Source organism: Psychrobacter sp. CLB018 (assembly GCF_041222815.1).
GTDB lineage: Bacteria > Pseudomonadota > Gammaproteobacteria > Pseudomonadales > Moraxellaceae > Psychrobacter > Psychrobacter faecalis.
On sequence record NZ_CP166085.1, the window covers coordinates 527,893 to 554,332 of the forward strand.

Consider the following 26,440-nt stretch of genomic DNA (forward strand, 5'->3'; position numbering starts at 1 on the left):
TTAAGACTGCTCTAACATTTGCTTATAAATCGCTGCATCGCTGGCTGAAAAACAGCAAAAAATGACTTCACGAATTGAAAGCTCAGACATTTCGCCTAAACTATTTTGTAGATAATCTTTTACCGTACCCATAGCAATTTGCGCTGCTTTTTCGATTGGATAGCCATACACGCCGGTACTGATAGATGGAAAAGCAATGCTGCTTAGATTATTTTGAACTGCTAAGTCCAGCGAGTTTCGATAACAGCTGGTGAGTAGCTCTGGCTCGTGACGATTGCCACCATGCCAAACAGGGCCGACCGTATGAATCACATACTGGCAAGGTAGCTTAAACGCTGGACTGATTTTAGCATCACCTGTCTGGCAACCATTCAAAGTACGACAATACGCCAATAATTCACGTCCCGCTGCCCGATGAATTGCACCATCGACACCGCCGCCACCAAGCAAGCTTGAATTGGCCGCATTGACAATCGCATCAACATTTAAGGTGGTGATATCGGCTTGCAGCACTGACAAAGTAACAGTGTGCTTATTATTTTCATTAGCAGCAGAAATTTGCTTTTGAGCAATAGGTTTTATTTGATTATTAGACCTTTGGTTATTAGACATGGCAGCACCCTTTTTATATTGAACTTAATATACTTTAGCGTTTTTAGCGTCACTCGACTATATCGCTTACGTTATCAATAATCTTTAATATACTATCTCTCAAAAAAGGCGCAAAAAAATAGGCTACCGATTTGGTAGCCTATTTGCAAAGTCATTGTATTTATATCATTTAAGCATCACGTTTCTTTTCTAAAAACAGCATATCAATAACAATCAGCGCCACACCAATACAAATACCAATATCGGCAATATTAAAGATTGGATAATGCCAAACGTCGGCGTAATGCACGTGAATAAAATCAATCACGTGACCATGGAGCAAGCGGTCAATCAGGTTGCCAAGAGCGCCACCAAGCACCAGAGCCAAACCAAACGATAACAGCTTGGCTTTACGCGGTGCTTTGACGAGATAGACGATTAAAAATAGCGACATTACGAGTGCCAGTCCGGCAAAAAACCATTTTTGCCAACCTGCTTGGTCTGCTAAAAAACTAAACGCCGCGCCATAGTTATAAGCAAGCGTCCAATTTAAAAACGGCTCAATCACGGGCACAGGCTCAAGGAAATTGAGATTGGTTTCAGCCAACCACTTCGTCCACTGGTCAACGATAAGCACAGCAAGCGCCAGCAAGTACCATATAAAGGCGCGACTGCCATTAGCGACCATTTTTGGCGTCTTCTTCAGACGACCTTTAGGCGTGGTTGAGCTACCTGTAGTCGCATGCGCAGGCGTAGGCGAGTTATCGGCCTCAACCTGCGGCTGCTTATTTTTAGGTGAGTTAGGCATAATGGCGCACCTCGCCGTCGCCTGCGACGTTGGTCACGCAGCGTGCGCATAGTTCAGGATGCGCCGCGTCTGTACCGATATCATCACGGATGTGCCAGCAGCGTACGCATTTGGTGCCCGTCGCCGCGCTAACGTCAACCACTAAATCACCCGATGCATCTTCATTTTCATTGTTATCGGCTTTTGCGCTGGCTTTATCAGCAGGCGCGGTGCTCATTGGTTTTAACGTTGCGCTACTGGTAATCAGGACAAAACGCAGCTCTTCGCCAAGCTTGGCTAAGCTGTCATACATCGCACCGTCAGCATATAAATCAACGCCCGCAGACAAGTTGGCATTGATGATTTTTTCACCGCGTGCGGTTTCGATATGTTTATTGACCATATCTTTTGCTTGCATGATACGTTGCCAGTCGTCGCTACTGATGGCGCTAAGCTCAAATGCTGGGAACTCATACCATGCTTCGGTAAATACGTAGCCTGCGTCAGTGCCGTTTTTACCTTGCAATACTTCCCAAGCTTCTTGCGCAGTAAATGATAAAATCGGCGTAATCCAGCGAATTAAGGCATGAGCGATATGATAAATCGCCGTTTGCGCAGAGCGACGCGGCTGTCCATCAGTTTGGGTAGTGTACTGACGGTCTTTGATAATATCGAGATAAAAGCTACCCAAGTCTTGCGAGCAAAACGCGGTGATATGCTGGGTGACTTGGTGAAAGTCCATCGCATCATAAGCACTGATGATTTGCGCTTGTACCGTTTGCGCACGCTCAATAATAAATTTATCAAGGCTAACCAGCTCATTGATATCAACGCTGTTGGTCGCAGGATTAAAGTCGTCGGTGTTGGCCAGCAAGAAGCGTAGGGTATTACGGATACGGCGATACATGTCGATGGCGCCTTTAAATACCGTTTTACCCGCGCTCATCTCATAACGATAGTCGCTCGAGGCAATCCACAAACGTAGCATATCCGCACCGGTTTTATTGATCTCGTCTTGCGGCGTGATGATGTTGCCAAGTGACTTACTCATCTTGCGCCCGTTTTCATCGACGACAAAACCATGGGTCAATACTTGTTTAAATGGTGGACGCTGGTACATCGCCTCAGACGTGAGTAATGAGGTCTGGAACCAACCGCGATGCTGATCCGAACCTTCGAGATACATATCGGCAGGATTGGTCAGCTCATCGCGCTGCTCAAGGACGGCAAAATGCGTCGTTCCTGAGTCAAACCAAACGTCTAGCGTATCGGTTGCTTTATCATAGTCTGCCTCTTCCGCCCCTAAAAAGTCTTCACAGCTGGCATCGAACCAAGCTTCAACGCCGCCTGCAGCGATTTTTTGCGCGGCCACTTCCATCAGCTCTAGCGTATTAGGATGCAGCTCGCCGGTTTCTTTATGAGTAAAAAAGGTAATCGGCACGCCCCACGTACGCTGGCGTGAGATACACCAATCTGGGCGACCGGTCATCATCGCTTCAATGCGGTTTTGTCCCCAAGCTGGCGTCCAATTGACAGAAGGAATATCAGCAAGCGCACGCTCACGCAGACCTTTGGTTTCCATACTGATAAACCACTGCGGGGTGGCGCGGAAAATAATCGGCGACTTATGACGCCAGCAATGCGGATAGCTGTGCTCGATTTTGGTATGGTTGATTAAATGGCCGTTATCATGCAGTGCTGCAATGATTTGCGGATTGGCTTTATAGATATGCTCACCGGCAAATACCGCCGCGCTGTCTAGATAAACGCCCGTTCCACTGACTGGGTTTTCAACCGGCAAGTTATATTTCAGGCCAACGATATAATCGTCAAGACCATGCCCCGGTGCGGTATGGACGAGGCCAGTACCGCTATCCGTGGTTACGTGCTCACCTAGGATTAGCGGCACTTGACGCTCGCTAATCAATGGATGCTGGGCGCGCAGACCTTCAAGCTCGCGTCCTGAAACGGTAGCTAAGATACCATCGTTAGTCAGTTTAAACTCGCTTAATGCACTTTCAACCAAGTCAGTGGCTAATAAGAAGTTACCTTTGGCAGTTGCGACCACGCTATAGTCATGCTCAGGGTGTACCGAGATGGCTTGGTTTGCTGGTAACGTCCAAGGGGTTGTCGTCCAGATAATTGCGGCGATGTTACCTTCAATGCCGCTTAATGCTGCAACCTTGTCGGTATCTAAGACGTCAAAGCTCACATAAATAGCATCAGAGACTTTATCTTGGTATTCCACTTCAGCTTCTGCTAGCGCAGAGCTACAATCCAAGCACCAGTTGACTGGCTTCATGCCGCGGGTGACGTGGCCGTTGTCATAAATTTTAGCAAGCGCACGTACGATATTAGCTTCTTGATGGAAGTTCATCGTCAAATAAGGATTGTCCCAATCACCAAACACGCCCAGACGTTTAAAGTCAGCCTTTTGTAGCTCAATCTGGGTACTTGCATATTCGCGGCATAGGCCACGAAATTCAGTTGCTGAGACTTTTTGACCGACCTTACCGACTTTAGCTTCGACTTTTTGCTCGATAGGCAAACCGTGACAGTCCCAACCTGGCACGTAAGGCGCATCAAAGCCTGACAAGGTTTTTGACTTGACGATAATGTCTTTTAACACTTTATTGACCGCATGACCTAAGTGAATCTGACCGTTGGCGTATGGAGGACCATCATGCAAAATATATTTGGTTGCGCCCGTCCGCGCCTGACGAATTTTGCCGTACACGTCGTCGGCTTCCCAAGCCGCCAGCCAGTCTGGCTCACGTTTGGCAAGGTTGGCACGCATCGCAAATGGCGTATCGGCAAGGTTTAGGGTGTCTTTATAATCGTGGCTTGGGGTGTCGGTACTTTTATCAGTCATAGAAGGTGTCTTATAAGATGATGGTTAAAGGTTGTGTTTAAATTCAGGCGTAAGATTAAAGATATATGGGGTTAAATATTGGATAATCGATGCTAGTCTTTTACTTATTACTTGAAAAAATTTGCTTAAAAAACATGGCGCAAAATAGGTTGCTTATCACTTGATTTTAAATGGACACGTCCATCATAAATACTAATCAGACGATTGCAACAAAAAATATTTTTAGCAGAATACTTAGAAAAGGGAATAGGAGTACGGCAGCTATTATATGACAAAATGAGTAGGGTAAAAAGAGCTGGCCGGTATCGTCCTATTTTTAGCCAAAAGCAATGACTTATAGCAGCAATGCGCCATCTATTAAAGCATAGGTCTAGACCCCTTAATTGACCATTTATTAGATTTTATACTATTGACCAAGGGTTAAAAAACTTCTGATAACCACAAACGCAATTTGAGCGACCAAAGCGGCTGAATACCGGTCAAGCCTTGCGTCATCTCGCCATCTTTCAAAACCACATAAGACGGCGTTACTTGGCCTTGCCAATCAGCAAATATCTCACCTTCTTGGTCATTGATAGTGGTAAAGCGGTAATTGTGTTCGGCAAGGTAGCTATGCAACTCTTGGTCAGAACCGGATTTAAACGCAATCGTTACCACAGGATAATTATTCGCCGCCGCAAGCTTATCTATCGTTGGCGAGGTTACCCGACAAACCGGACACCACGTTCCCCAAAAGTATACCAGCGTTGGCTTATCCCGACTCATCGCTGCCAAATCAACGCTTTGCCCTTGATAGTCGGTTAGTTGCAATTGCGGATTGGCTGGCATGACCGGTTGGCGCCACCAGTTAATCGCCATATAAATGATCGTAAATGCCAAACCATATATAAGCAAATTTTTAGCAACAGACAATAGCTTTTGCTTGGGCGTTTTTTTTGGCGTCTCAGGGGTTTTTGTAATATTGAGATTAGAATCAGTGGTCATAATGGCTGCTTTTTTGCGCTTAAATGTTAATAGATAAAAATAAACGGCTGAATGGTCAGCCGTCTTATTATAATTTTTAGATTGTTATGTTTAATGCTTGTCTTTTAATATAAGCGCTTAAGGTTTTTTCGCGCGGTCTTGCAATGGGTCACCGATAAGCACGCTACCTGAGTTTTCACGGCGCTCAGCATCTGATAATTTACTCGCTGGCACTTTGGCTTTTCTTTTCCACTTTAAGCTAAACAAATCATCACGGCGGTCAAGTAAATTATGTACCGAGCCTTCATTACGAACGTGAATAAGCTTGTCTAAGTTCACGTCAGAGAAAAATACCATCTCAGTATTGGCCGTTGTTTCTGCCATAATCGCATCATGCGGGAACGCAAAATCCGAAGGTGAGAAAATAGACGACTGCGCATATTGAATGTCCAAGCTTTCAACCTGCGGCAAGTTACCGACCGAACCGCAAATCATCACATAACATTCGTTTTCGATCGCCCGTGCTTGGGCACAGTGGCGTACGCGCAGGTAGCCGTTTTGGGTATCTGTCCAAAATGGGACGAACAAAATATCCATGTCATCAAGCGCCATCAAACGCGCAAGCTCTGGGAACTCAATATCATAGCAAACCAAGATACCGATACGACCAGCATCAGTGTCAAATACTTTGACCTCATCGCCCCCTTCAATCACCCACGCGCTACGCTCATGCGGGGTAATGTGGATTTTACGCTGCTCTTCGACCGTACCGTCACGGCGGCACAAATAACTGACGTTATATAAAGTATCATCGTCGTCCAAAAACGGCATGGAACCGGTGATGACATTGACGTTATAACTGACTGCCAAATGCGAAATCTCGTTTTTAAACCATTCGGTATAACCGGCCAAAAAGCGAATCGCGACGTTTTGATCAGTCGATTCACACAGTCCCATCAATGGCGCGTTAAAGAATTCTGGCAAACAAGCAAAGTCAGAGTTGTAGTCGGCCATGATATCGACGAAAAACTCAACTTGTTGCAACAGCTCTTCAGGTGACTCAACTTCACGCATTTGCCACTGAATACCGCCGATACGCACCTCAGATTTACGGGTATTCGGCTTATAATCTTGCGGCTCATAATAGATATTTGCCCATTCAAGCAACGTCGCAAAGCCTTTTGACTGCGCATCATCTGGCAAATACGCGGTCAAAATACGTTTAACAATAAAGCCATTGGATAACTGAAACGACAGTGCTGGGTCATGAATCTCACGCGCTTCTACAGCCTCAATATACTCGCCCGGGGTCAAATCCTGATGATTATGATAATTGGGAATACGACCACCGGCTAAAATAGCGCGGAAGTTTAACTGACGGCACAGCTCTTTACGCGCATCATAGAGCCTACGACCTAAGCGGTAACCACGATATTCAGGGTCGATTAATGCATCTAGCCCATAAATCGCGTCGCCTTCAGGGTTGTCTCTGATGATTTCTTTATGACCGATTAAGTCATCATAAGTATGCGGGTTAGAGAACTTGTTGTAATCGACGCGCATAGAGAGCACGATGCCAATCAGCTCATCGTGGTCAAATAGCGCAATCTGCCCTTCGGGAAAGGCATCAATCAAAGCATGAATGGTGTTTTTTGACCATGCTCCGCCCAAGTTGACATAAACGCGATCCATCAAGGCTTTAAGCTGCGGGTAGTCTTTTTTCTTAATCTCAGCGATGGTTAGGTGAAAGTCATCTAATTTTTCAATTTTGCTCATAATGTTCCTGTCTGTCGTCTCTGTAAATCGGTCTTAATAAATCGATATTAATATTTTTTTGCTAAAAATCTTGCTAAAAAGGGCAGCTATAAATAAGGTTTTTATAAAAAACTGGCTATTAAAAATCGTAAGAAAAGCACGTAAAAGGTGTTTTCGCATAGATGCAATTGCTAAAAGTAAACGCCAGCGCCCAGATTTTTCTACGACTTTTTAGACCATAATGTCGAGAAAAGCATATCAATAGGCTTATTTAAACGTTACAATCATTTATCTTTGCATTTACAATGAGTTATACGCAAAAGTTATAAATTCTGCCTTTGTCATTATTTGTTTTAATGAGGCGATTTAGCAAGTTTGCAAGGGTGCATTTTACCACTGTGTTTTGTCTTTATTTTAAATACTCTCTGCGGGTAACTTAATTTTTAGCCCATTTAGAGGACTATCGATTGAATTGAGGACATGCCCTAGCCCTTTATGGCGCAAATGACGCTTATTATCACGTTTCTCTTTGCGCTGGTTATGATAGCAACTCCCATAAACAATCACAGACAAGCGGCGTAATTATTTGCTAGGTTTTTGTTGCCCGATTTTATTACTAGGTCTTATTACCATATTTTATTGCTCAGTTTTCGTGAGGCACCATCTTTACTATCCGTAATATTTTTATTTTTTTACACGTCATTTTAGATGGCGTATTTTTTCGGTTGCCTTCAATGGTGACCTTTTAGGATTTTTATTATGCCCCTAACTCATGCTAATGCCTTTAGCAAATTAGATGAAATAGCAGATACTGCATTGATACAGTTGGTGTATGTCAGTAGCTTGACGCTTGCTTCACGGTTAAATGCAGCAATATTTGATGAGGTAGAAGCTCATGCGCGTGATTATAACGAGCAGCACGGTATCACAGGTACGTTATGTTATGGCAATGGGCATTTTTTGCAATGTATGGAGGGTGAAAAAGCCAAAGTGGCGGCGCTGACGCAGCGCATTTTTGCCGATAAGCGCCATAAAGACGTGCAAGTGCTCGTATTACAAGTGATTACACAGCGTGATTTTTCAGACTGGCGCATGCGTTTGCTGTTTTTGGAGCGTTGGCTTTGGTCACCTGCCACCAAAAAACAAGCAGCGCAATTGTCGCCGTATCTACCCTTTGCGCCGCACGGTTGGTCAGCTGAGCGTACCGAACAGTTTTTGCAAATTATCAAAACCTTTGACACTCCGCCTCATATTAAAGCAGCCGGCATTACCTATAACGCGCTTGGTAATATGGTGCGCCACATCGCCGCCCCGCATCAAGCTTTTTTAGTGGTGCAAGGGTTTTTAAGTGTACTGTTGGTCATCGGTTTGGCGCTGCTATATTTATAAGCTGGGCTATGGTGCTAAACAATAATATAAAAATGACGCTAAAATTTGATATTTAGCGTCACTTTTTATGTCATCAAACTTATTGCAATAATAATAAATTGAAGCAATTACATATCAAAAATCTTACCACGGTTCATAATATTATTGGGATCAAATACTTTTTTGACTTCGCGTAAATATTCAATCTCAGTCTCGCTACGGCTATAATTCAGATAGGGCTTTTTGGTCATACCAACGCCATGTTCTGCAGAAACTGAACCACCGTATTTTTGCACCGTTTCAAACACGTATTTATTGACGATTTGACATTCGCTAAAAAAGTCATCTTTACTCATGTTTTCAGGCTTTAAGATATTAAGATGCAAGTTACCATCACCGATATGACCGAACCAACAGACCTCAAAGTCAGGGTAGTTGCTACTGACGATATGATCAATCTCGGCGATAAATTCAGGTACATAGCTGATAAGTACCGAGACATCATTCTTATAAGGCGTGAATACTGAGATGGTTTCAGAGATATATTCGCGCAGCTTCCACAGCTCTTCTGCTTGCGCCAGACTCTGACTCATCACCCCATCGACGACCCAACCTTGTTCCATGCACTCCTCGAATATTGCCATGGCTTTGTCCATGATAGGCTCATACGGCGCTTCAAACTCTAGCAGGGTATAAAATTTGGTGCGCGATTCAAAAGGCTCTTGTACTTGACCATGCGCCATAAGCTTATCAATGGCGACATCGTCAAAGAACTCAAACGCCGTCAAATCAATTTTCGCTTGAAAAGCCGATAGCACATTCATCACATCAGTAAAGCTGTCCATGCCTAAGACCATGACGTTTAAGTCTTGGGGCTGACGCTCAAGCTTGATTTGGGCATGAGTGACTAGACCAAGCGTACCTTCGCTACCGATAAATAATTGGCGTAAATCATAACCGGTGGCGTTTTTTACCATACCGCGATTAAGCTGCAAGATATCACCTTTTCCAGTGACGACAGTCAATCCCATAATCCATTGACGGGTCATGCCATAACGAATCACTTTAATACCGCCAGCATTGGTGCCGATATTACCGCCAATTTGACTGGAACCTGCTGAGGCAAAATCGACAGGGTAGTAAAGCTCTTTTGATTCGGCGAATTGTTGCAGCTGCTCAGTGACCACCCCCGCTTCAATCTCAACCATGCGGTCAGCAGGATAAAACTGTCCAATATGATTCATCTTATCCATACTGACGACAATCTCGCCATTGGCGGCGACGGCACCAGCTGACAAACCGGTACGACCGCCACTTGGGGTTAAGACCACATTGTGCTCATTGGCAAGGAGGACAATCGCTTGTACTTGCTCAGTAGTCTTCGGAAAGACGATAGCAGCAGCAGCAGGCGCAAAATGCTTGGTCCAGTCTTTGCCCCAATGCTCGAGGCTCTCGCTATCAGTTTTGATTTGGCTGGGGTCAAACTGATGGACATCGAGCAAGCTGCTTAAGATATTTTGGATAGCAGTGGTAGTGGTTTGAGAATCATTTTGAGTGGTAGTATTGCTTTGGCTAGCTAAAGAAGTCATGGTCAAATCTCGGTAGAAACGCAAGCGCTATGCATAAAAGGGATTATTATATCGCTAAATGGATATAACCCAGCGGTGCTAACTGTGTTTATATAAATAAGTAGGTTTAGATAAGTATAAGCGAGCGCGTAGCGCAATGATAGATAGAGATGCTGTCATACGCCCATCTGTCTCGCTTAAATCGTTAAAAAACAGTTTAATAAGGTTTGGTTATAAGTTTTATATACCATGATTCACTATAGCATAAAAAGTTTTCAGGCTTGATAAGCAATAATTCATCTAATCTGCTAACATCGCTGCCAAATTTTGTGTAAGATATCCAGACTGTTTTCGTTTCATCCATCAGACTTATCCCACTGATGATTTTTATAAGACAATTATAGGACAGTTCTCACATGGCGTTATCACTACAAAAAGACAAGATCCGGTTTTTATTGCTTGAAGGTCTACATGACAATGCGTTAAAAGTATTGGAAGGGGCTGGTTACCATAACATCGAGAATATCAGTCACGCCCTAGATCAAGATGAGCTGATCGAAAAGATTAAAGATGCTCACTTTATCGGTATTCGCTCGCGCACGCAGCTGACGCGTGAAGTGCTTGAGCACGCCCACAAGCTGATCGGTATTGGCTGTTTTTGTATCGGTACCAACCAAGTCGACTTGGACGCCGCTCGTGATTTGGGTATTCCTGTCTTTAACGCGCCATATTCGAACACCCGCTCGGTCGCTGAGCTGGTACTTGCCGAAGCCATCATGCTATATCGCGGTATCCCTGAAAAAAATGCCACCGTCCATCGCGGTGGTTGGGGCAAGTCTGCGACCAACTCGCATGAAGTGCGTGGCAAAACCATCGGTATCGTGGGTTACGGCTCTATCGGCTCGCAATTGTCGGTATTGGCGGAAAGCTTTGGTATGAAAGTCATCTATCACGATGTTGTGACCAAATTGCCACTGGGTAACGCTGTACAAGTTGGTAGCTTAGAAGAGCTATTATCAACCGCTGATATCGTCACTTTGCATGTACCTGATGTGCCAAGCACGCGCTACATGATGAAAGCTGAGCAGTTTGCGCATATGAAAGATGGTAGCTACTTTATCAACGCCGCTCGCGGCACCTGTGTTGAGATTGATGATTTGGCAGCAGCCCTTGAGTCAGGTAAAATCTTGGGCGCAGCGATTGACGTGTTCCCGAAAGAGCCAAAATCTGCTGATGAAGAGTTTGAATCACCACTACGTAAATTCGATAACGTTATCTTGACGCCGCATATCGGTGGTTCAACCCAAGAAGCGCAAGCAAATATCGGTCTTGAAGTTGCCGATAAGTTTGTTCGTTACTCTGACCAAGGTGATACCGCAACTGCGGTGAACTTCCCAGAGGTTTCTGTACCGTTTAAAGAAGGCACGCATCGTCTGCTGCATATCCACAAAAACGTCCCAGGCGTATTGTCACAGATCAACCGTCTGTTTGCTGAAGCGCATATCAATATTTTAGCGCAGAGCCTCATGACCGAAGGTGACGTTGGCTATCTGGTGATGGATGTGGATTATAACGATTCACGTGCTGCTCTAGATCAGCTAAAAGACGTCGAAGAAACCATTCGCGTACGTATCTTATTTTAATAGATTATTCATAACGCTTAAGACTGACGGTATAAAGATACGTTTAACGTCTTAAAGTAAGTTAAATGAAATAGCAGATGACCTTGGTGGTTGTCTGCTATTTTTTTATGTTGGGTATCGTTATAAGTAGTAGAGATTTGGTTTGCTTTGCTTGATTTTGCTGCGTTAGCGACCTTCAACCACGATAGTCCTACAAAAGTCCTAATGAGTGAGCAGGTTGAGGCTGGGTAATATTGAATGAGTACAACCATTGAACCATTTAAGACAAAACCATGCAAAATAAGACGACAACAATAAATTGTAAAACGACAACTTTATCACGGCTTAACCCATGACCACCACATTTTATACGATTGGACATTCCACCCGTAGTCTTGAAGAGCTGATTAAAATGCTTCAAGCAGCCGATATCGAACTGCTCATCGATGTGCGCAGCTTTCCGCGTTCTCGTACCAATCCTGTCTTTAATATCGATACTTTTCCAAAAGCACTCAGTCAAGTTGGCATCAGTTATCAGCACTGCGCCGACCTTGGCGGGCGACGTCCGAAGCAAAAGCAGGTCGATGAACACATTAATGATCTATGGCATGTGCAGGCTTTTCATAACTACGCGGATTATGCGTTAAGTGATACTTTTCAAGCCGCTCTCGATCAACTTATTCAACTCGGGAAAAAACAGCGCCTTACCCTTATGTGTTCTGAAGCAGTATGGTGGCGTTGCCATCGGCGTATCATTACCGACTATTTACTGCTGCGAGGCCATAGGGTAGAGCATATTATGGGCGTTGGTCGCTTGGATGTTGCCAAGCCAACACCCGGGGCTGAGCTAAAGGGTCAAGGCCAAGTAATTTATCCAGCGGTATAATATAAATAAGAGCTATAAAAAAAAGAGACGCTGTTGGCCTCTTTTTTATAGCTCTTATTTAACAAGACTTATTTAATAAACCTTAATGCAGTTAAGCTTTGGTTGATTTAGCTTATTAAGCTTTGGCTTTATTGGCGGTTTCCGCTTGACGGCGAGCTTCAATCTTAGCTGCTTTGCGCTTTTCAATCACATCGATCACATCGCTACCAATATGCGCTTCACCACGTTTTTTTGCCAACTGCATTTGGTGCTCGCGCTCACGAAAACGCGCTTTTTGCTCTTCGGTTGCTTTATCGATACAGTGCGGGCACGATTCGCCTTTGATATAGGCAGCGCTTTGCATATCATCTTGAGTAATTGGCATGCGGCAAGCAAAACATTGCTCGTAGTTGCCTTTCTCTAAATTGTGATTGACCGAGACACGGTTGTCAAAGACGAAGCAATCGCCTTGCCACATGGACTCGCTGGCTGGAATTTCTTCTAAATATTTTAAAATCCCACCTTCTAAATGATACACCTCTTCAAAACCTTGCTCACGCATAAAGGCTGTCGATTTCTCACAGCGGATGCCGCCGGTACAGAACATGGCGACTTTTTTATGTTTCGCAGGATCGAGCTCTTTTGCCACATACTCTGGGAACTCGCGGAAGGTTTCGGTATTTGGATTAACCGCGTTTTGAAAAGTACCGATTTGAACTTCATAATCGTTACGTGTATCAATCAAAATAACCTCAGGGTCTGAGATAAGCGCATTCCATTCACTTGGCTTCACGTAGCGACCGACCGACTGTAATGGATCGATATTCTCCACGCCCATGGTGACGATTTCTTTTTTGAGCTTCACCTTGGTGCGATAAAAAGGCTGGGCATCGGTATACGACTCTTTAAAAGTAAAGCTGCCGATGGCTTCGATACTGCGCAGATATTCTAAGACATTATCAATTCCTTGGCGGCTACCAGAAATCGTGCCGTTAATACCTTCGCTCGCGATTAATAACGTGCCTTTGACGTCATTCTCTAACATGGTATTTAAAATGGGCTCACGATATTGCTCAAAATCGGTAAAGCGGGTGAACTTATAGAGGGCGGCAACGACAATATTATTGGTGACGCTATCGTATTCGTTGGCGTGAGTTGACGCTTGTACGTCAGTCGTTTGTGAGGTACTCATGTGTTTCTCCTGCTGGCTAGGTCGCAAACCTAGTGCATTGGGCTTAAGGTGCTTTTTAAAATTCACTGTTAAAATGAATTGGTAAGATTCATAACACTAGCGTGGTTGTGGAATTGGCTAATGCGGGCGTAGTTTAACAAATTTTAAAAAGGTTTTGGAGGTTTTATCCTCCTATAATTTCATCGAAATATGACAGATCATAAAAATGGCAAATAAAAAGCCCAGTATGATACTGAGCTTTTTTATATTTACTGTGTAAAGTCTAAATTACAACTTACTTACTTTGGAACCAAGTATCGGCTTTGCTACGCGCGCTAGCGATATCAGCACTTGATAAGTTTAATGCCAATTGACCGATTTTACCGCGTGCTTTATTGCGGACTTTTTCATCCAGCATGCCATCACGGGCAGCCAAGTCGTACCATTTATAAGCATCGACCAGATTTTTTTGCTTTTCATCGAGCAGGGCAAGCGTATAGCTGGCACGGTTATCACCGCGCATCGCGGCTTTTTCTAACCATAGACGCGCTTGTTGCAAGTTAGGTTGAACGCCTTCACCGCGCAAGTACATGATAGCAAGATTCAACTGAGCAGGGGCGACGCCTTGCTGAGCGGCCTTGGTATACCACTGGATAGCTTGCTGGGTGTTTTGGGCGACGCCTTCACCTTTTTGCAAACGCTTGGCTAAGTAAAACTGGGCGTGGTTATTACCTTGGGCAGCGCTGGCAGACAGCTCACTGATAGGCATTAGCTCGAAACGTGAGGTATCAAGTGGCACGTTTGATATTAACTCAGCGTTGGCAAGGCCCGCACAAGAAAACAAGGCAGTAAACAACGCAGCTTTTAATAATTTCATAGCAGCTCCAAAATTAGGCAGTTAATAAGCAAAAGAAAAAGTTGCACCGCTAAAATGGTCTCGCTTGAGACAGTTAGGCGGCGATAACAATTAGGTGAAATTTTGCGCTACCTTCTTACCTAATCATTAGCAATAACATTTATATATTTAGTGGTCGTTACCTCAAATAGAGCCGATAAACGGTTAAAAAATCCGATAAACGGTCGTATATGGGGTATGACTGACACTATTTCGCTAGCTTAACACCCAAACTTACGAAACTCAAATACTAATTACACGATTTAAAGCCTACTTATACCTCGCGGTCCTCAATAAAATCATAGAGTTACTTAAGCGTAAGAATAAATTAACATTCTATTAAGGTTAACATTATTACTTTTTTATTTAAATTTTCGTTAATAACCCGTGCGTAAACCTCACTATTAAGCAGGTTTTTGTTTGGTGACCCGATAAATAGCGACGTCTGCGAGCAGATTGGGTGCTTGTCTGATTAATGCGGTCATCAGCGGCTTATGGCCTTTTTCAGAGTCACTGACCGCAAAGCGATTAATGATATGAATATCATGCTGCGCGCACAGCTGCTCAAAGTCTTTAAAGGTACACAAGTGAATGTTTGGAGTGTTATACCACTCATAAGGGAGCGCTTCTGAAACCGGCATCAGCCCCTTTAAGCCTAAATGCAGGCGGTTTTGCCAATGGGCAAAGTTAGGAAAGGTAATCACGGCTTCACGGGCAACGCGTAGCATATCGAGCAGCAATATATCGGGCGCTTTTACCGCTTGCAGGGCGCGCGCCATAACCACGGTATCAAAGCTATTATCGGCAAAACGACTCAAGCCATCATTGAGGTCTTGCTCGACGATGGATAAGCCTTTAGTGATGGCTTCATTGATTTTATCTTCATCAATCTCAAGTCCATAACCGGTGACGCCTAGATTTTGCTGTAAATGCGCGAGCAGCTCGCCGTTACCGCAGCCTAAATCCAGCACATGCGAGTGCGGCGCTATCCAACGCTCAGCCAATTGATGATCCATTCTCATGAGCGTGCTCCTTTGGCTTTCAAACGATTGGCAATAAATGGCGCGGTCAAAAAGCCTTTAACCGCACCCATATAACGTGGAATATCGAATAAAAACGAATCATGACCGTGCGGGGCGTCGACATTGATATAGCTGACTGGTTTGCCAGTTGCCATCAGTGCGTCGACAATCTCTTGTGAGCGCTCGGGCGCAAAACGCCAGTCGGTGGTAAATGACACCACCAAATATTGGCACTTTGTATGAGCAAAGGCAGCTTTTAGCGCGTTCAGCTCTTTTGCATTGGCTACATTAACGTTATCAGCATTGTCAGCAGTAGCAATATCCGCGCTACTGTTTACCGTTTTCTCAAGCTCTTTCTCAGTAGAATCGGCTTTTACTGCTGCGGCGAGGGAGGTTTCTAGCTCTGCCGATGATTGTATTGATGAGTCTACCGCTGACGGATAATCACGCGTCGGGTCAAAATAATCTAATGCTTTGGTCATCAGCAAATAAGTATTGGCATCGAAGTTTTCGCTAAAGCGTTCGCCTTGATAGCGCAAATAGCTCTCGACCTGAAATTCGACATCATAGCCATACATAAATTTGCCAGACTTTAAATCACGACCAAACTTTGCCTTCATCGCATCATCGGTCAAGTAGGTGATATGACCGACCATGCGAGCAAGAATAAGCCCGCGCCGAGGATAAGTACCCGCCTGTAAGTAACGCCCGTCTTTAAAATCAGGGTCAGAGAGAATGGATTGCCGCGCGACTTCGTTAAAGGCGATGTTTTGCGCAGAAAGCTTTGGCGTACTGGCTATGACCACGCAGCGTTTTAAGCGTTCTGGATAATCGACCGACCATTGCATAGCCTGCATGCCGCCCATCGAGCCACCGACAATGGCATGCCAAACCTCAATACCCAAGCGGTCTGAGAGCATGGCTTGGGTTTTTACCCAGTCTTTGATAGTGACAAGGGGGAAGTCGGGGCCATAAACCTGCGCTTTACCCTCATCGCTTACACTGTCTGGATTGATGGTGGTCGGACCAGTAGAGCCAAAGCAGCTGCCGATATTATTGACGCAAACCACAAAAAACTGATTGGTATCGATGGCTTTATTAGGGCCTATCATATTGTCCCACCAGCCCGCTTTTTTATCGTCGTCACTATGGAAGCCTGCCGCATGATGGCTACCTGATAGGGCGTGGCATATAAGGATAGCGTTTGATTTGTCGCTATTGAGCGTGCCATAAGTTTCAAATATTAAATCGAATGAAGGTAGGGTGCGATTGCACTCCAAGGTCAATGGCTCAGCGAAATGAAAAGTCTGCGGCGTGACGAGGCCAACTGAGCCTACCGAATCGATAGAATCGGTCGCATTAGCAGAATGGTTGGTGGAATGTTCACTGGTACTATCAGAACGTGCGCTCAAAGCTACCTCACAAAACAACAGTTACAGTTATGGATAAAACAATGGTTATGGATAAAAAACGGTTATAAATAAAACAAACCTAGAATCGCGACAATAAGGGGTCCAACTACTTTCTTATTATAAGCTTGTCTATTGTATGGCGATGCGCCTAGGAGTACAACCTTGATAGGCAGTCTTTCAGGCAAAGTATCAGTAGCTGAGGTATTAACGGTGTCGCAATCCTAAACCGCATGTGTTTTGCCCTGCGTTTTTGGTGGATAAAATGCTACACTGATGATAAGTATCAGCCTTTTTATTTAACCATAATTTGGTATGTGATTGACTATCGTCTGCTTAGTATATTTTGATAATTGCCAAGGGTGATTAATTAAGGCTTAATAGTCCTATTGCTAAATAAATGGCTAAAATATATGAGTTTTGAAATTCCTTTTAGCTGATCAAAGCTTATAACTTCACAATAACATAATCCAAGAATAGATAATGCCCTTATGAAACCTCAATTGCCGCCCCGTATTGCCGTTTTACTAGTCAACCTAGGTACGCCAGATGAGCCGACCGCGCCCGCCGTCCGTCGTTATCTAAAACAGTTTTTGTCCGACCCGCGCGTGATTGAAATCCCTCAATTCTTGTGGGCGATTATTTTAAATCTGTTTGTCCTACCAAGTCGCCCAAAACGTGTAGCAAAGGCTTATGCCAGTATTTGGGAAGGCGATTCGCCCATTCGCAAAATATTAAACAGCCAAGTTGAGCTGCTCGAGCCGCGCTTGGCAAATAGCGTGGCGCCATTTCGTGTTTCTGTACATGCAGCGATGAGCTATGGCAATCCGGGTTTGCCTGACGTGATGGATACACTAAAAAGCGAGGGGGTTGACCATTTTGTTATCTTGCCGTTATTTCCGCAGTATTCTGCCTCGTCTGGCGGTGCAGTCTATGATGCCTTGACCAAATGGACGCTAAAGCAGCGCAACTTGCCAAACTATAGCATTGTCAAAGATTACTTTGCGCATCCGCTGTATATTCAAGCATTGGCCAACTCGATTCGCCGCTTTCAAGCCGAGCATGGCAAGCCTGAAAAGCTGATGTTTAGCTTTCACGGGATTCCGCAGCCTTATGCTGATAAAGGCGATCCGTACCCAAAACGCTGTAAATGTACCGCTGCGCAAGTGGCGCACGAACTTGGTCTGCAAGATGACGAGTGGATTATCAGCTTTCAGTCACGCTTTGGTAAGCAAGAATGGGTCAAGCCGTATACCGATGTGGTATTAGAAGATTGGGGCAAATCTGGGGTGCGTTCGGTACAAGTGATTAGTCCGGCATTCTCTGCTGATTGCTTAGAAACACTGGAAGAATTGGCAATCGAAAACCGTGATAATTTCTTAAATGCAGGCGGGCAAGAGTATCATTATATTCCAGCATTAAACCTAGATGAGGCGCATATTGATTTGCTTGAAGCACTCAGTTTGCCGTTGGTTAAAGGCTGGGCTGGTACACTCGATGGCTGGGTTTAATGGTTTTCTTAAGTCAAAAAAATACCGGACATAATGTTCGGTATTTTTTTCTAAATGAATTTCCATTTTATCAGTACATAATGTCTAAAAATTATCATCATTAGAAACTTTAGCCGCATCTCTGTCAGCAATATCGACGATGTCAGGATAATCTTTATCGTCTAAATTGTCTTCAACCAACACCTCATCAATCCGAGCTTCATCGATATTTTGGCGATGTATCGGGGTCAGTCCTTGGGTGGCATCCGTGCCGACTTCAGAATTATTAAATCCTGCGCTATTATCGATGACATCGTCGTCGTCAAACGTATGTAGCATAGGATTGTTTAAATCAATCTCTTGGCTACCGTCTTCATTATCATCAATGCTGCTATCGCCTTCGATATGATCCATCTCTTCTGGTAATGGGGTTTTTGAATTGTCCATGGTTATGTCCTCATTATAGTTATAATTACGATTAAACGGGTTGTTTATAATTATCAAAATTATGCTTATCAGTGTGCCGCGTTATAATTGCAACTAATAGTAGTGAGGTGTCACAGGATGTGCAAAAAATGTAAGGATAGATAAAGAATGGCTGCCAGTACGAGTTAAGTAGGCAGCCATAAAAAGGTTTTAGCGTTCATTATTTTTCTAAAAACTATTTTAGACAGTTAACTTAGAATAATTAACCTAGTAATTGGCATTGCACGGTTCGTGTTGATTTGGCTGATGTAAAATATAATTTTCAAAATCGCCAAGTTTAAACCGCCACAAGTAAATCAAGGCAATCGTATAAATGATCGTCTCGGAAACCTCTTCGACCATTTCTCCGATACTTTCGGGGATAACAATGGCATTTTCGCCCATATATTGTAAGACCGCCAATACAGCGACTGCAATATACAGGCTGATATTAATATCTTTTAATACCGCCCAAAGGTAACGCCATGAATAGGCGAGCAAGCCAATGATGACAAGTAAAATAATGGCAAGTACGTTATCTTCCCACCAATCATAAGAATGGGTGAGGAGTGAGAAATCACTAGGAATAAAGAGCTCTGGTAAGTAGTTTAATTCACGACGAATCACTTCAAAGAACACCAACACAGAGGCTAGCCAAAAGTAGCTGCTTGGTTTGCTGCGGCTTTGTATCACATACTGCGTGCAACGTAGCATACAGACTAACAGGATAATATTACCAGGGATTTCGATGATGCTATCTGAATGTAAAATGGAACGCTCCTAGCTTTAAAAACAAAAAAGCGAGCGCGAAGGCTCACTTTATATCGTAAATTACCGCGTAAAAACCAATATTTAAAGCATTAACAGGTAAAAAACCGTCTAACGTAGACTTATTATACTGCTAAGAAAAGCTTACGGCTATGAGTAATGATAAACGCTATCGTTTAAGCTTTTATTTTATTTAAGTCATTAATGCGCTTCGTCCCAATTACTACCAATATCGGTTTCAACCAATAACGGTACGGCAAAGTTCACATGCCAGCCTTTTGCAACAGCCGTTGTGGTCAACACATCCTGCATAGCGTCGGTAATCAGCTGACGAATGCTATCGACCTTATCGCTATCGACTTCAAACACCAGCTCATCATGGACTTGCAGCAGCATTTTTGCGTGCTCTTTTGGCAATACTTTATCGACCGCTATCATTGCAAGCTTGATTAAATCCGCCGCTGAGCCTTGCAGTGGGGCGTTAATCGCCGCCCGTTCAGCGCCTTGCTTGACCATACGATTGCTATGATTGATATCAGGCGTATAAAGCTTACGGCCTAATATTGTCTCAACATAACCTTTTTCATAAGCGCTGGCACGGGTATTAATCATATAGTCTTTGACGCTTGGATAACGCTCAAAATACATATCGATATAATCTTGCGCCTCGCCGCGGCTCATCTGTAGCTGCTTGGCCAGACCAAAAGCGCTCATACCATAGAGCAGACCAAAGTTAATGGCTTTAGCATTGCGGCGCTCAGTGGCGCTGACCTCTTCAACGGCTTTGCCTAAGACTTCAGCAGCGGTTGCCGTGTGAATATCTAAGCCTTCGTTGAAGGCGCGCGTTAAATTGACATCGCCTGAGAAATGCGCCATCAGACGTAGCTCGATTTGTGAATAATCCGCAGCTAAAATCACGCGACCTTCTGGGGCAATAAACGCTTGGCGAATCAGGCGACCGGTCGCGGTACGAATAGGAATGTTTTGTAAGTTAGGATCGGTTGAAGATAAACGCCCAGTACTGGTCAGTGCTTGATGGTAGCTAGTATGCACGCGGTCAGTCTTGGCATCTGCGACATTATCAAGGGCATCGGTATAAGTGCTTTTAAGCTTCGATAAACCGCGATATTCAAGGACGATTTCAACCAACGGGTGGTCAATCTTTGACAATACCGCTTCGCCAGTCGAGTATTGACCTGACTTGGTTTTTTTACCGCCCGCAACGCCTAGCTTTTCAAACAGCATCTCACCGAGCTGTTTTGGTGAGCCAAGATTAAATGCTTCACCAGCGACTTCATAAGCGCGTTTTTCAAGTGCAATGATTTCTTCGTCGAAACGTTGCGATAGCTCGTTTAAGAATGGGCGCTTGATTAAAATGCCATTTGCTTCCATTTGGCAGAGTATTTCCGCAGTTGGAATCTCTAACTCGTGTAGCAGCTTGGCATTGTTTTTATCTGCCGCCAGTTTTTCGCTAAATAAATCAAACAGCTGATAGGTAATGTCGGCATCTTCACAGGCATAATCGCTGGCCAAATCAATGGTAACTTGGTCAAAACACACTTGCTTAGCGCCTTTACCAGCAACGTCTTCAAAGCTGATAGTTTGCGTATGCAAATAATGGCGTGCCAAATCATCCATACCGTGGCGAGTAGCGGCCGCGTTAATTACATAACTGGCAAGCATGGTATCCATCGCCCAATTATTAGGTTTGTCATGAATACTGCCTAATAAATCGATATCATAAAAGCTAAGAATATGGGCATCATATTTTAAATGTTGACCGATTTTACCAATGTTTGGATTTTCTAAGATGGGTTTTAAGCGCGTCAACACCATATCGCGGTCAAGCTGTTTGGTAATCAGCTCATCGCCTTCTAGATGAGCTAGCGGCACGTAATAAGCTTCGTGAGCTTTTACCGCAAAAGACAAGCCAACCAATTCAGCCTGACGCCAATAAACGCTGGTGGTTTCGGTATCAATGACAAAATGCGGTGCAGATTCTAATAATGTAACCAAGCTATCAAAAGCAGGCGCATCTAAAACCGTGTGCCACGCTTTATCATGACTTTTACTATCTTTGATATTATCGATAACACTTGATTGTAGAGATTTGGCGATTTGCGCTTGCGATTCGGCATCCGCTTGACTGTCGGCAACGCTTTGTGCGCCATTCCCATTAGCATTGGCGGGATGATTGGGATGGTCGAGTGATGCCAACTCATTTCTAAATTCAAGCTCGCTATAGAGTGCGCGTAGCTCATCGATATGGGCGCACGGGTCGGTATTGATTTTTAAATCTCGCCAATCTTGACCAATTTCTAAATCAGTGACGATGGTTGCTAATTGCGCATTAAAGGGAATGTCGTCGGCATATTCGACCAGATTTTTGCCAGCGCGTCCTTTGATATTGGCGACGTTTTTGAGCATGTTATCAATGTTGCCGTATTCGTTAAGCAGGTCTTTGGCGGTTTTTTTACCGATACCGGGTACGCCTTTAATGCCATCAGAGGAGTCGCCCATCAGCGTTAAAAAGTCAATCATTTGCTCAGGATTAATGCCAAATTTTTCCACTACGCCTGCGCTATCAGTGACTTTACCGGTAAAGCTGTCTTCTAATATCACGCAGTCATTAATCAGCTGCATCATATCTTTATCACCGGTCGAGATAACGACGTGATGACCTTCGGCAACGGCGCGATGGGCTAGAGTGCCAATAATATCGTCGGCTTCCGCGCCTTCGATACGTAATAATGGAATCCCTAGCGCCACCACCAAACTATGAATATAAGGAATCTGCTCGGCAAGCTCGACATCCATTTTTGGTCGATTGGCTTTATATTCTTCTGACATGGCATGACGAAAAGTCGGTGATTTGGTGTCAAAGCAGACTGCCATATGGGTTGGATGATAACGACGCATGAGCTTTAATAACGCATTTAACGTCCCACGTATGGCGTTAGTGACCAGCCCTTGAGAGTTTTGCATAGTCTTTGGCAAGGCATGATAGGTGCGAAATAAATAATAAGAGCCGTCGACCAAGATAAAGGGCGGCTGCTCTTTGTTCACATGGCTGGTATCCATCGTTGCCACATTGGGCATGGTGGCAAAGTTTGGTAGCGTATTGGGATTAATGGGCGAGTGCGAGTTGTGATCGTTGTCGGTCATAGAAAGTCACTTATTATTTATTAGGTATAATCAAAAATGAGAAAAAAGATAACCCATTATAACGATAAAAGCGTCGCGTGCCGAATGGCTTAAGAGTTAAGATGTGTACGACTCAAAACGATAGCCAATAAAAAAAGAACCCAGACCAGCTGAGTTCTTTTATCAGTTTTCTTCTGACTAATTAATATTCTTTCTAAGAGTTATTTTACTTCTGACGTCACTTCACTATCGATATTGCCATGGGTGGCTTTCGAATATGGGCAGACTTTATTGGCTTTTTCGACCAGTTTTTGAAATTCATCGGCCGATAGTTCTGTATTTTCACCGATTACGTGAATCTTTACGGCTAATTTAAAGTCCAAACCTTCGCCTTTCATTAAATCTACTGATACTTCGGTAGTCGAGTCAAATTTTGCTTTTTCTTCACCTTTGACCGCTGCCAGTGCGCCATCAAAACAAGCAGCATAACCCATAGCAAATAACTGCTCTGGATTGTTACCGTCTTTACCAGAACCCGGTGCGACCATGTTAATGGTCAAATCACTATCTTTTAGGCTCGCATTACCCGTACGGCCGCCAGTAACGGTAGCTTGTGTAGAATACAATGTTTTCATAACATATCCTTTGTTGTTGGTTTTTATAATTAAATGATTTATCTACTATGTGACCTTCCTTACATGTGATCTTACTTAAAAAGCGATTTTACATAGTAACTCCTTAGATTAGCACAGTGAGCAACGTTGAACGTATCGCGCAAGTTTAGAAATGGTAACTTGCTAAAATGTCTAATCGGAGTTTTCTAAAACCATAATAGTAGGATTTTGATATATAAATAACGATACTATTAATGTAAACTAATCACAAAAAGTATTTTACTAACATATTACAGTAACCAAAGTAGCTAAAAAGCGTTTAATCATAAGGACATTGTTTAATGAATGCCTCGCTAAATAAATGGATTTTATTACCAAGTATCGTCTCTCTAATGGCACTTGCGCTCAGCGGCTGCGAAGAAGAGGACGTGTTTTTTGGCGTAGGCAGTAGCAATAATATAACGCTGAGCAGATTTGCCGATAGCTATGACAGTAAAGCCAATGCGACTGCGATTGCGCGCATCGATGAAACCTACCGTACCGGTAATTATGAGATTAAAACCAGAAATCTTGTCAATAACTACAGCAATCAAAGTTTAAATACTTTAGACAAAACGGTACTAGCCGATAAGTTCGAAGGACGATTGGAACACAAAAATATTGAAGTCAGTGGCCGCACGGTCAAACGGCCTATTTATGAAAAAAACAGCAATAACAAGTTCAATTATCAAACCACTTATAAAACCTTGGACTTGTCAGGTGTGAAAGCCGATGATTACCGTGCAGGCGTTCCGCTAAGCAATAGTCGCGGCATTAAGACGGGCTTAAGTCACTATTCTAAACTGCCAACCAATTTAGCCTTTCCAGCAGGCTCGGTTTGCTATATTCCCGTCGTCAGCAGCGAGCGTAAATTTTTAGCTTTTAACGAAAAAGACAAAACAGGATACTCGTCGCTTGATAAATGGATTGAAGCAGCCGAGGCGCGTTTTAGTGATGATAGAAAGCCTAGAACTACTAAGGTTGGTTATGGCGTAGATAACAAGCAACAAGCGGCGCAAGTGATGTTTTTTGAGTATAAAGACCAACCGGCTTATCAGTACAACGGGGTTGAATATAGTAAAGATATTTATGAAGCCGATTATATCGCCGAAGGCAACAGCAATCCAAATACCAACAGCTTTCGCGGTGTGGTCGATTGCACAATTGTCAATGATGTCGCCGCTGACTTTTTAGAACGAGAAATCAAGCGTTATTATTAAAGCTAAGAGCGCCTAACGCTTAAAGGTTTTTAAAATTTAAAAATATCCGCACTCTCTACTTAGTTAATAGAGAGTGTTTTTTATGCGCTAATTCTGCAACCAAACGCTAAATCCGCTACAATACGCCCATTATTTATCCTATTTATTTAGCGTGATTTCTAAATCACACAACCGTTGAAGCCGAAATTATGAGCGTAGATCCAAAGAAATTAAGCAAAGAAGTCGCCAAACGCCGCACCTTTGCCATTATCTCGCATCCCGATGCGGGTAAGACCACCATGACCGAAAAGCTGCTGCTATGGGGGCAGGCGATTCAGGTGGTTGGTGAAGTAAAAGGCCGCAAAACTGACCGTCATGCGACATCTGATTGGATGAGTATGGAGCAGGAGCGCGGTATCTCTATCACCACCTCGGTCATGCAGTTTCCTTATAAAGACCATATGGTCAACCTGCTAGACACCCCGGGTCACGCCGACTTTAGTGAAGATACGTATCGTACTCTGACCGCGGTAGACAGTGCGCTAATGATGGTCGATGGCGCAAAAGGTGTCGAAGAACGGACCATCAAGCTGATGGAAGTTTGCCGGATGCGTGATACGCCTATCATCTCATTCGTCAATAAACTTGACCGTCAGATTCGCGAGCCGCTTGAGCTACTCAGTGAAATTGAAGCAGTATTAAAGATTAAATGTATTCCGGTCACGTGGCCGATTGGTATGGGGCAAGATTTCGTTGGGGTTTATCATTTAACCGAAAATAAAACTTACCTATATGAAAAAGGTCATGGCGGCGAGATGACCGTCTCTGAGACGCGCGAAGGTTATGATTATCCTGATATCCGTGAGCGCTTGGGCAAGCTGATGTTTGATTCTTTTGAAGAGTCGCTTGAGCTGGTACAAATGGCGCTCGAAGACTTTGAGGTCGATGCGTTTTTAAAAGGTGAGATGACGCCTGTATTGTTCGGGACGGCACTGGGTAACTTTGGCGTCAACATGGTACTTGATACCTTGATTAAATATGCACCACCGCCAAAATCGCATCCGACCAATGAGCGCGAAGTCGCCGCAACCGAAACCGAATTTAGCGGTTTTGTGTTTAAGATTCAGGCCAATATGGATCCGCGTCACCGTGACCGTATTGCTTTTTTGCGCGTGTGCTCTGGCAAGTACGAAAAAGGCATGAAAATGAAGCACGTGCGCTTGGGTAAAGACGTGCGTATTGCCGATGCTTTAACGTTTTTAGCAGGTGACCGTGAAGCGCTAGAAGAAGCCTACCCGGGTGATATCATTGGCTTACATAACCACGGAACCATTTCGATTGGCGACAGCTTTACCGAAGGCGAAGAATTAAACTTTACTGGTATTCCGCACTTTGCTCCTGAATTGTTCCGCCGTGTGGTGCTAAAAGACCCGCTTAAATCAAAAGCGCTGCAAAAAGGTTTACAGCAGTTAAGCGAAGAGGGCGCAACGCAGGTCTTTATGCCGCAGATTAATAACGATTTAATCTTAGGTGCAGTCGGTGTCCTACAGTTTGAAGTGGTCGCCCACCGTCTAAAAGAAGAATATAAAGTGCAATGTATCTTTGAGCCGGTATCGATTGCGACCGTACGCTGGATTCATTGTGATGATGAAGTGGCGCTGGCGAAATTTAAGAAAAAAGCCCACGACCAATTATCAATAGATGGTGGCGGTTATTTAACTTATCTCGCGCCATCTCGGGTGAACTTGCAGCTGATGCAAGACCGCTATCCTGAGATTACTTTTAGCAATACGCGCGAGCATTAAAATCGGAATTTTAATCTTTATACTTACA

At 44.0% G+C, this 26,440-nt stretch carries 20 protein-coding genes; 6 read left to right on the top strand and 14 right to left on the bottom strand.

Annotated features, from left to right (window positions below; all coding sequences use genetic code 11):
• From AB8P72_RS02325 to AB8P72_RS02345, 5 genes are all read right to left on the bottom strand, one after another.
• The gene (locus tag AB8P72_RS02325; RefSeq protein WP_082894242.1) at positions 1-612 is read right to left on the bottom strand and encodes an O-acetyl-ADP-ribose deacetylase; all 612 of its coding nucleotides are present in this window, start codon (positions 610-612) and stop codon (positions 1-3) included.
• Positions 613-781: 169 nt separating this feature from the next.
• Positions 782-1,399, bottom strand: coding sequence for a signal peptidase II (gene lspA, locus AB8P72_RS02330; RefSeq protein ID WP_082894243.1), 618 nt, complete (start codon positions 1,397-1,399; stop codon positions 782-784).
• Positions 1,392-4,250 carry an isoleucine--tRNA ligase gene (gene ileS / locus AB8P72_RS02335; RefSeq protein ID WP_068403996.1) on the bottom strand — a complete coding sequence of 953 codons (2,859 nt, stop codon included), beginning with the start codon at positions 4,248-4,250 and terminating at the stop codon, positions 1,392-1,394. The genes lspA and ileS overlap by 8 nt, the downstream gene beginning before the upstream one ends.
• A 420-nt stretch (positions 4,251-4,670) precedes the next feature.
• Complete coding sequence (locus AB8P72_RS02340; protein ID WP_193031063.1) at positions 4,671-5,234, bottom strand: protein disulfide oxidoreductase; 564 nt, start codon at positions 5,232-5,234, stop codon at positions 4,671-4,673.
• Positions 5,235-5,351: 117 nt separating this feature from the next.
• Positions 5,352-6,989, bottom strand: a complete 1,638-nt coding sequence (locus AB8P72_RS02345) for a carbon-nitrogen hydrolase family protein (protein ID WP_068403999.1) — start codon at positions 6,987-6,989, stop codon at positions 5,352-5,354.
• Between the two features lie 738 nt (positions 6,990-7,727).
• Here AB8P72_RS02345 and AB8P72_RS02350 point away from each other — a divergent pair.
• Complete coding sequence (locus AB8P72_RS02350) at positions 7,728-8,357, top strand: BLUF domain-containing protein (protein WP_068404000.1); 630 nt, start codon at positions 7,728-7,730, stop codon at positions 8,355-8,357.
• A gap of 107 nt (positions 8,358-8,464) precedes the next feature.
• On the opposite strand, the gene AB8P72_RS02355 is transcribed toward AB8P72_RS02350, so the two are convergent.
• Positions 8,465-9,925: an FAD-binding oxidoreductase gene (locus AB8P72_RS02355; RefSeq protein WP_068404001.1), complete on the bottom strand. Its 1,461-nt coding sequence runs from the start codon at positions 9,923-9,925 to the stop codon at positions 8,465-8,467.
• Between the two features lie 395 nt (positions 9,926-10,320).
• On the opposite strand from AB8P72_RS02355, the gene serA reads away from it, so the two are divergent.
• Positions 10,321-11,547 carry a phosphoglycerate dehydrogenase gene (gene serA / locus AB8P72_RS02360; RefSeq protein ID WP_068404003.1) on the top strand — a complete coding sequence of 409 codons (1,227 nt, stop codon included), beginning with the start codon at positions 10,321-10,323 and terminating at the stop codon, positions 11,545-11,547.
• 331 nt (positions 11,548-11,878) lie between these two features.
• The gene (locus AB8P72_RS02365) at positions 11,879-12,412 is read left to right on the top strand and encodes a DUF488 family protein (RefSeq protein ID WP_068404005.1); all 534 of its coding nucleotides are present in this window, start codon (positions 11,879-11,881) and stop codon (positions 12,410-12,412) included.
• Between the two features lie 115 nt (positions 12,413-12,527).
• On the opposite strand, the gene AB8P72_RS02370 is transcribed toward AB8P72_RS02365, so the two are convergent.
• From AB8P72_RS02370 to AB8P72_RS02385, 4 genes are all read right to left on the bottom strand, one after another.
• Entirely contained in the window at positions 12,528-13,583 is a 1,056-nt protein-coding gene (locus AB8P72_RS02370; RefSeq protein ID WP_068404006.1) for a rhodanese-related sulfurtransferase, read from the bottom strand.
• 274 nt (positions 13,584-13,857) lie between these two features.
• Positions 13,858-14,439, bottom strand: a complete 582-nt coding sequence (locus AB8P72_RS02375; protein ID WP_068404007.1) for a tetratricopeptide repeat protein — start codon at positions 14,437-14,439, stop codon at positions 13,858-13,860.
• Positions 14,440-14,861: 422 nt separating this feature from the next.
• A complete protein-coding gene (metW, locus tag AB8P72_RS02380; RefSeq protein ID WP_102076707.1) occupies positions 14,862-15,479 on the bottom strand; it encodes a methionine biosynthesis protein MetW in 618 nt (205 codons plus the stop codon).
• Positions 15,476-16,825 (bottom strand): homoserine O-acetyltransferase, encoded by a 1,350-nt coding sequence (locus tag AB8P72_RS02385; RefSeq protein WP_068404028.1) that lies wholly within the window; start codon positions 16,823-16,825, stop codon positions 15,476-15,478. Before AB8P72_RS02385 ends, metW begins: the two co-directional genes overlap by 4 nt.
• Positions 16,826-17,379: 554 nt before the next feature.
• Here AB8P72_RS02385 and hemH point away from each other — a divergent pair.
• A complete protein-coding gene (gene hemH / locus AB8P72_RS02390; RefSeq protein ID WP_068404010.1) occupies positions 17,380-18,399 on the top strand; it encodes a ferrochelatase in 1,020 nt (339 codons plus the stop codon).
• An 84-nt stretch (positions 18,400-18,483) separates the two neighbouring features.
• Here hemH and AB8P72_RS02395 read toward each other — a convergent pair whose 3' ends face one another.
• From AB8P72_RS02395 to AB8P72_RS02410, 4 genes are all read right to left on the bottom strand, one after another.
• The gene (locus AB8P72_RS02395) at positions 18,484-18,825 is read right to left on the bottom strand and encodes a hypothetical protein (protein WP_068404012.1); all 342 of its coding nucleotides are present in this window, start codon (positions 18,823-18,825) and stop codon (positions 18,484-18,486) included.
• A 246-nt stretch (positions 18,826-19,071) separates the two neighbouring features.
• Positions 19,072-19,536 (bottom strand): hypothetical protein, encoded by a 465-nt coding sequence (locus AB8P72_RS02400; protein WP_227514914.1) that lies wholly within the window; start codon positions 19,534-19,536, stop codon positions 19,072-19,074.
• A 276-nt stretch (positions 19,537-19,812) separates the two neighbouring features.
• On the bottom strand, positions 19,813-22,776 hold the full coding sequence (polA, locus tag AB8P72_RS02405) for a DNA polymerase I (RefSeq protein WP_068404015.1): 2,964 nt from the start codon (positions 22,774-22,776) through the stop codon (positions 19,813-19,815).
• A gap of 200 nt (positions 22,777-22,976) precedes the next feature.
• Entirely contained in the window at positions 22,977-23,390 is a 414-nt protein-coding gene (locus tag AB8P72_RS02410; RefSeq protein WP_068404016.1) for an organic hydroperoxide resistance protein, read from the bottom strand.
• Between the two features lie 320 nt (positions 23,391-23,710).
• Here AB8P72_RS02410 and AB8P72_RS02415 point away from each other — a divergent pair, with 320 nt between their 5' ends.
• Positions 23,711-24,628: a hypothetical protein gene (locus AB8P72_RS02415; RefSeq protein WP_068404017.1), complete on the top strand. Its 918-nt coding sequence runs from the start codon at positions 23,711-23,713 to the stop codon at positions 24,626-24,628.
• A gap of 188 nt (positions 24,629-24,816) precedes the next feature.
• The gene (locus AB8P72_RS02420; RefSeq protein ID WP_068404019.1) at positions 24,817-26,412 is read left to right on the top strand and encodes a peptide chain release factor 3; all 1,596 of its coding nucleotides are present in this window, start codon (positions 24,817-24,819) and stop codon (positions 26,410-26,412) included.
• Positions 26,413-26,440 lie beyond the last annotated feature (28 nt).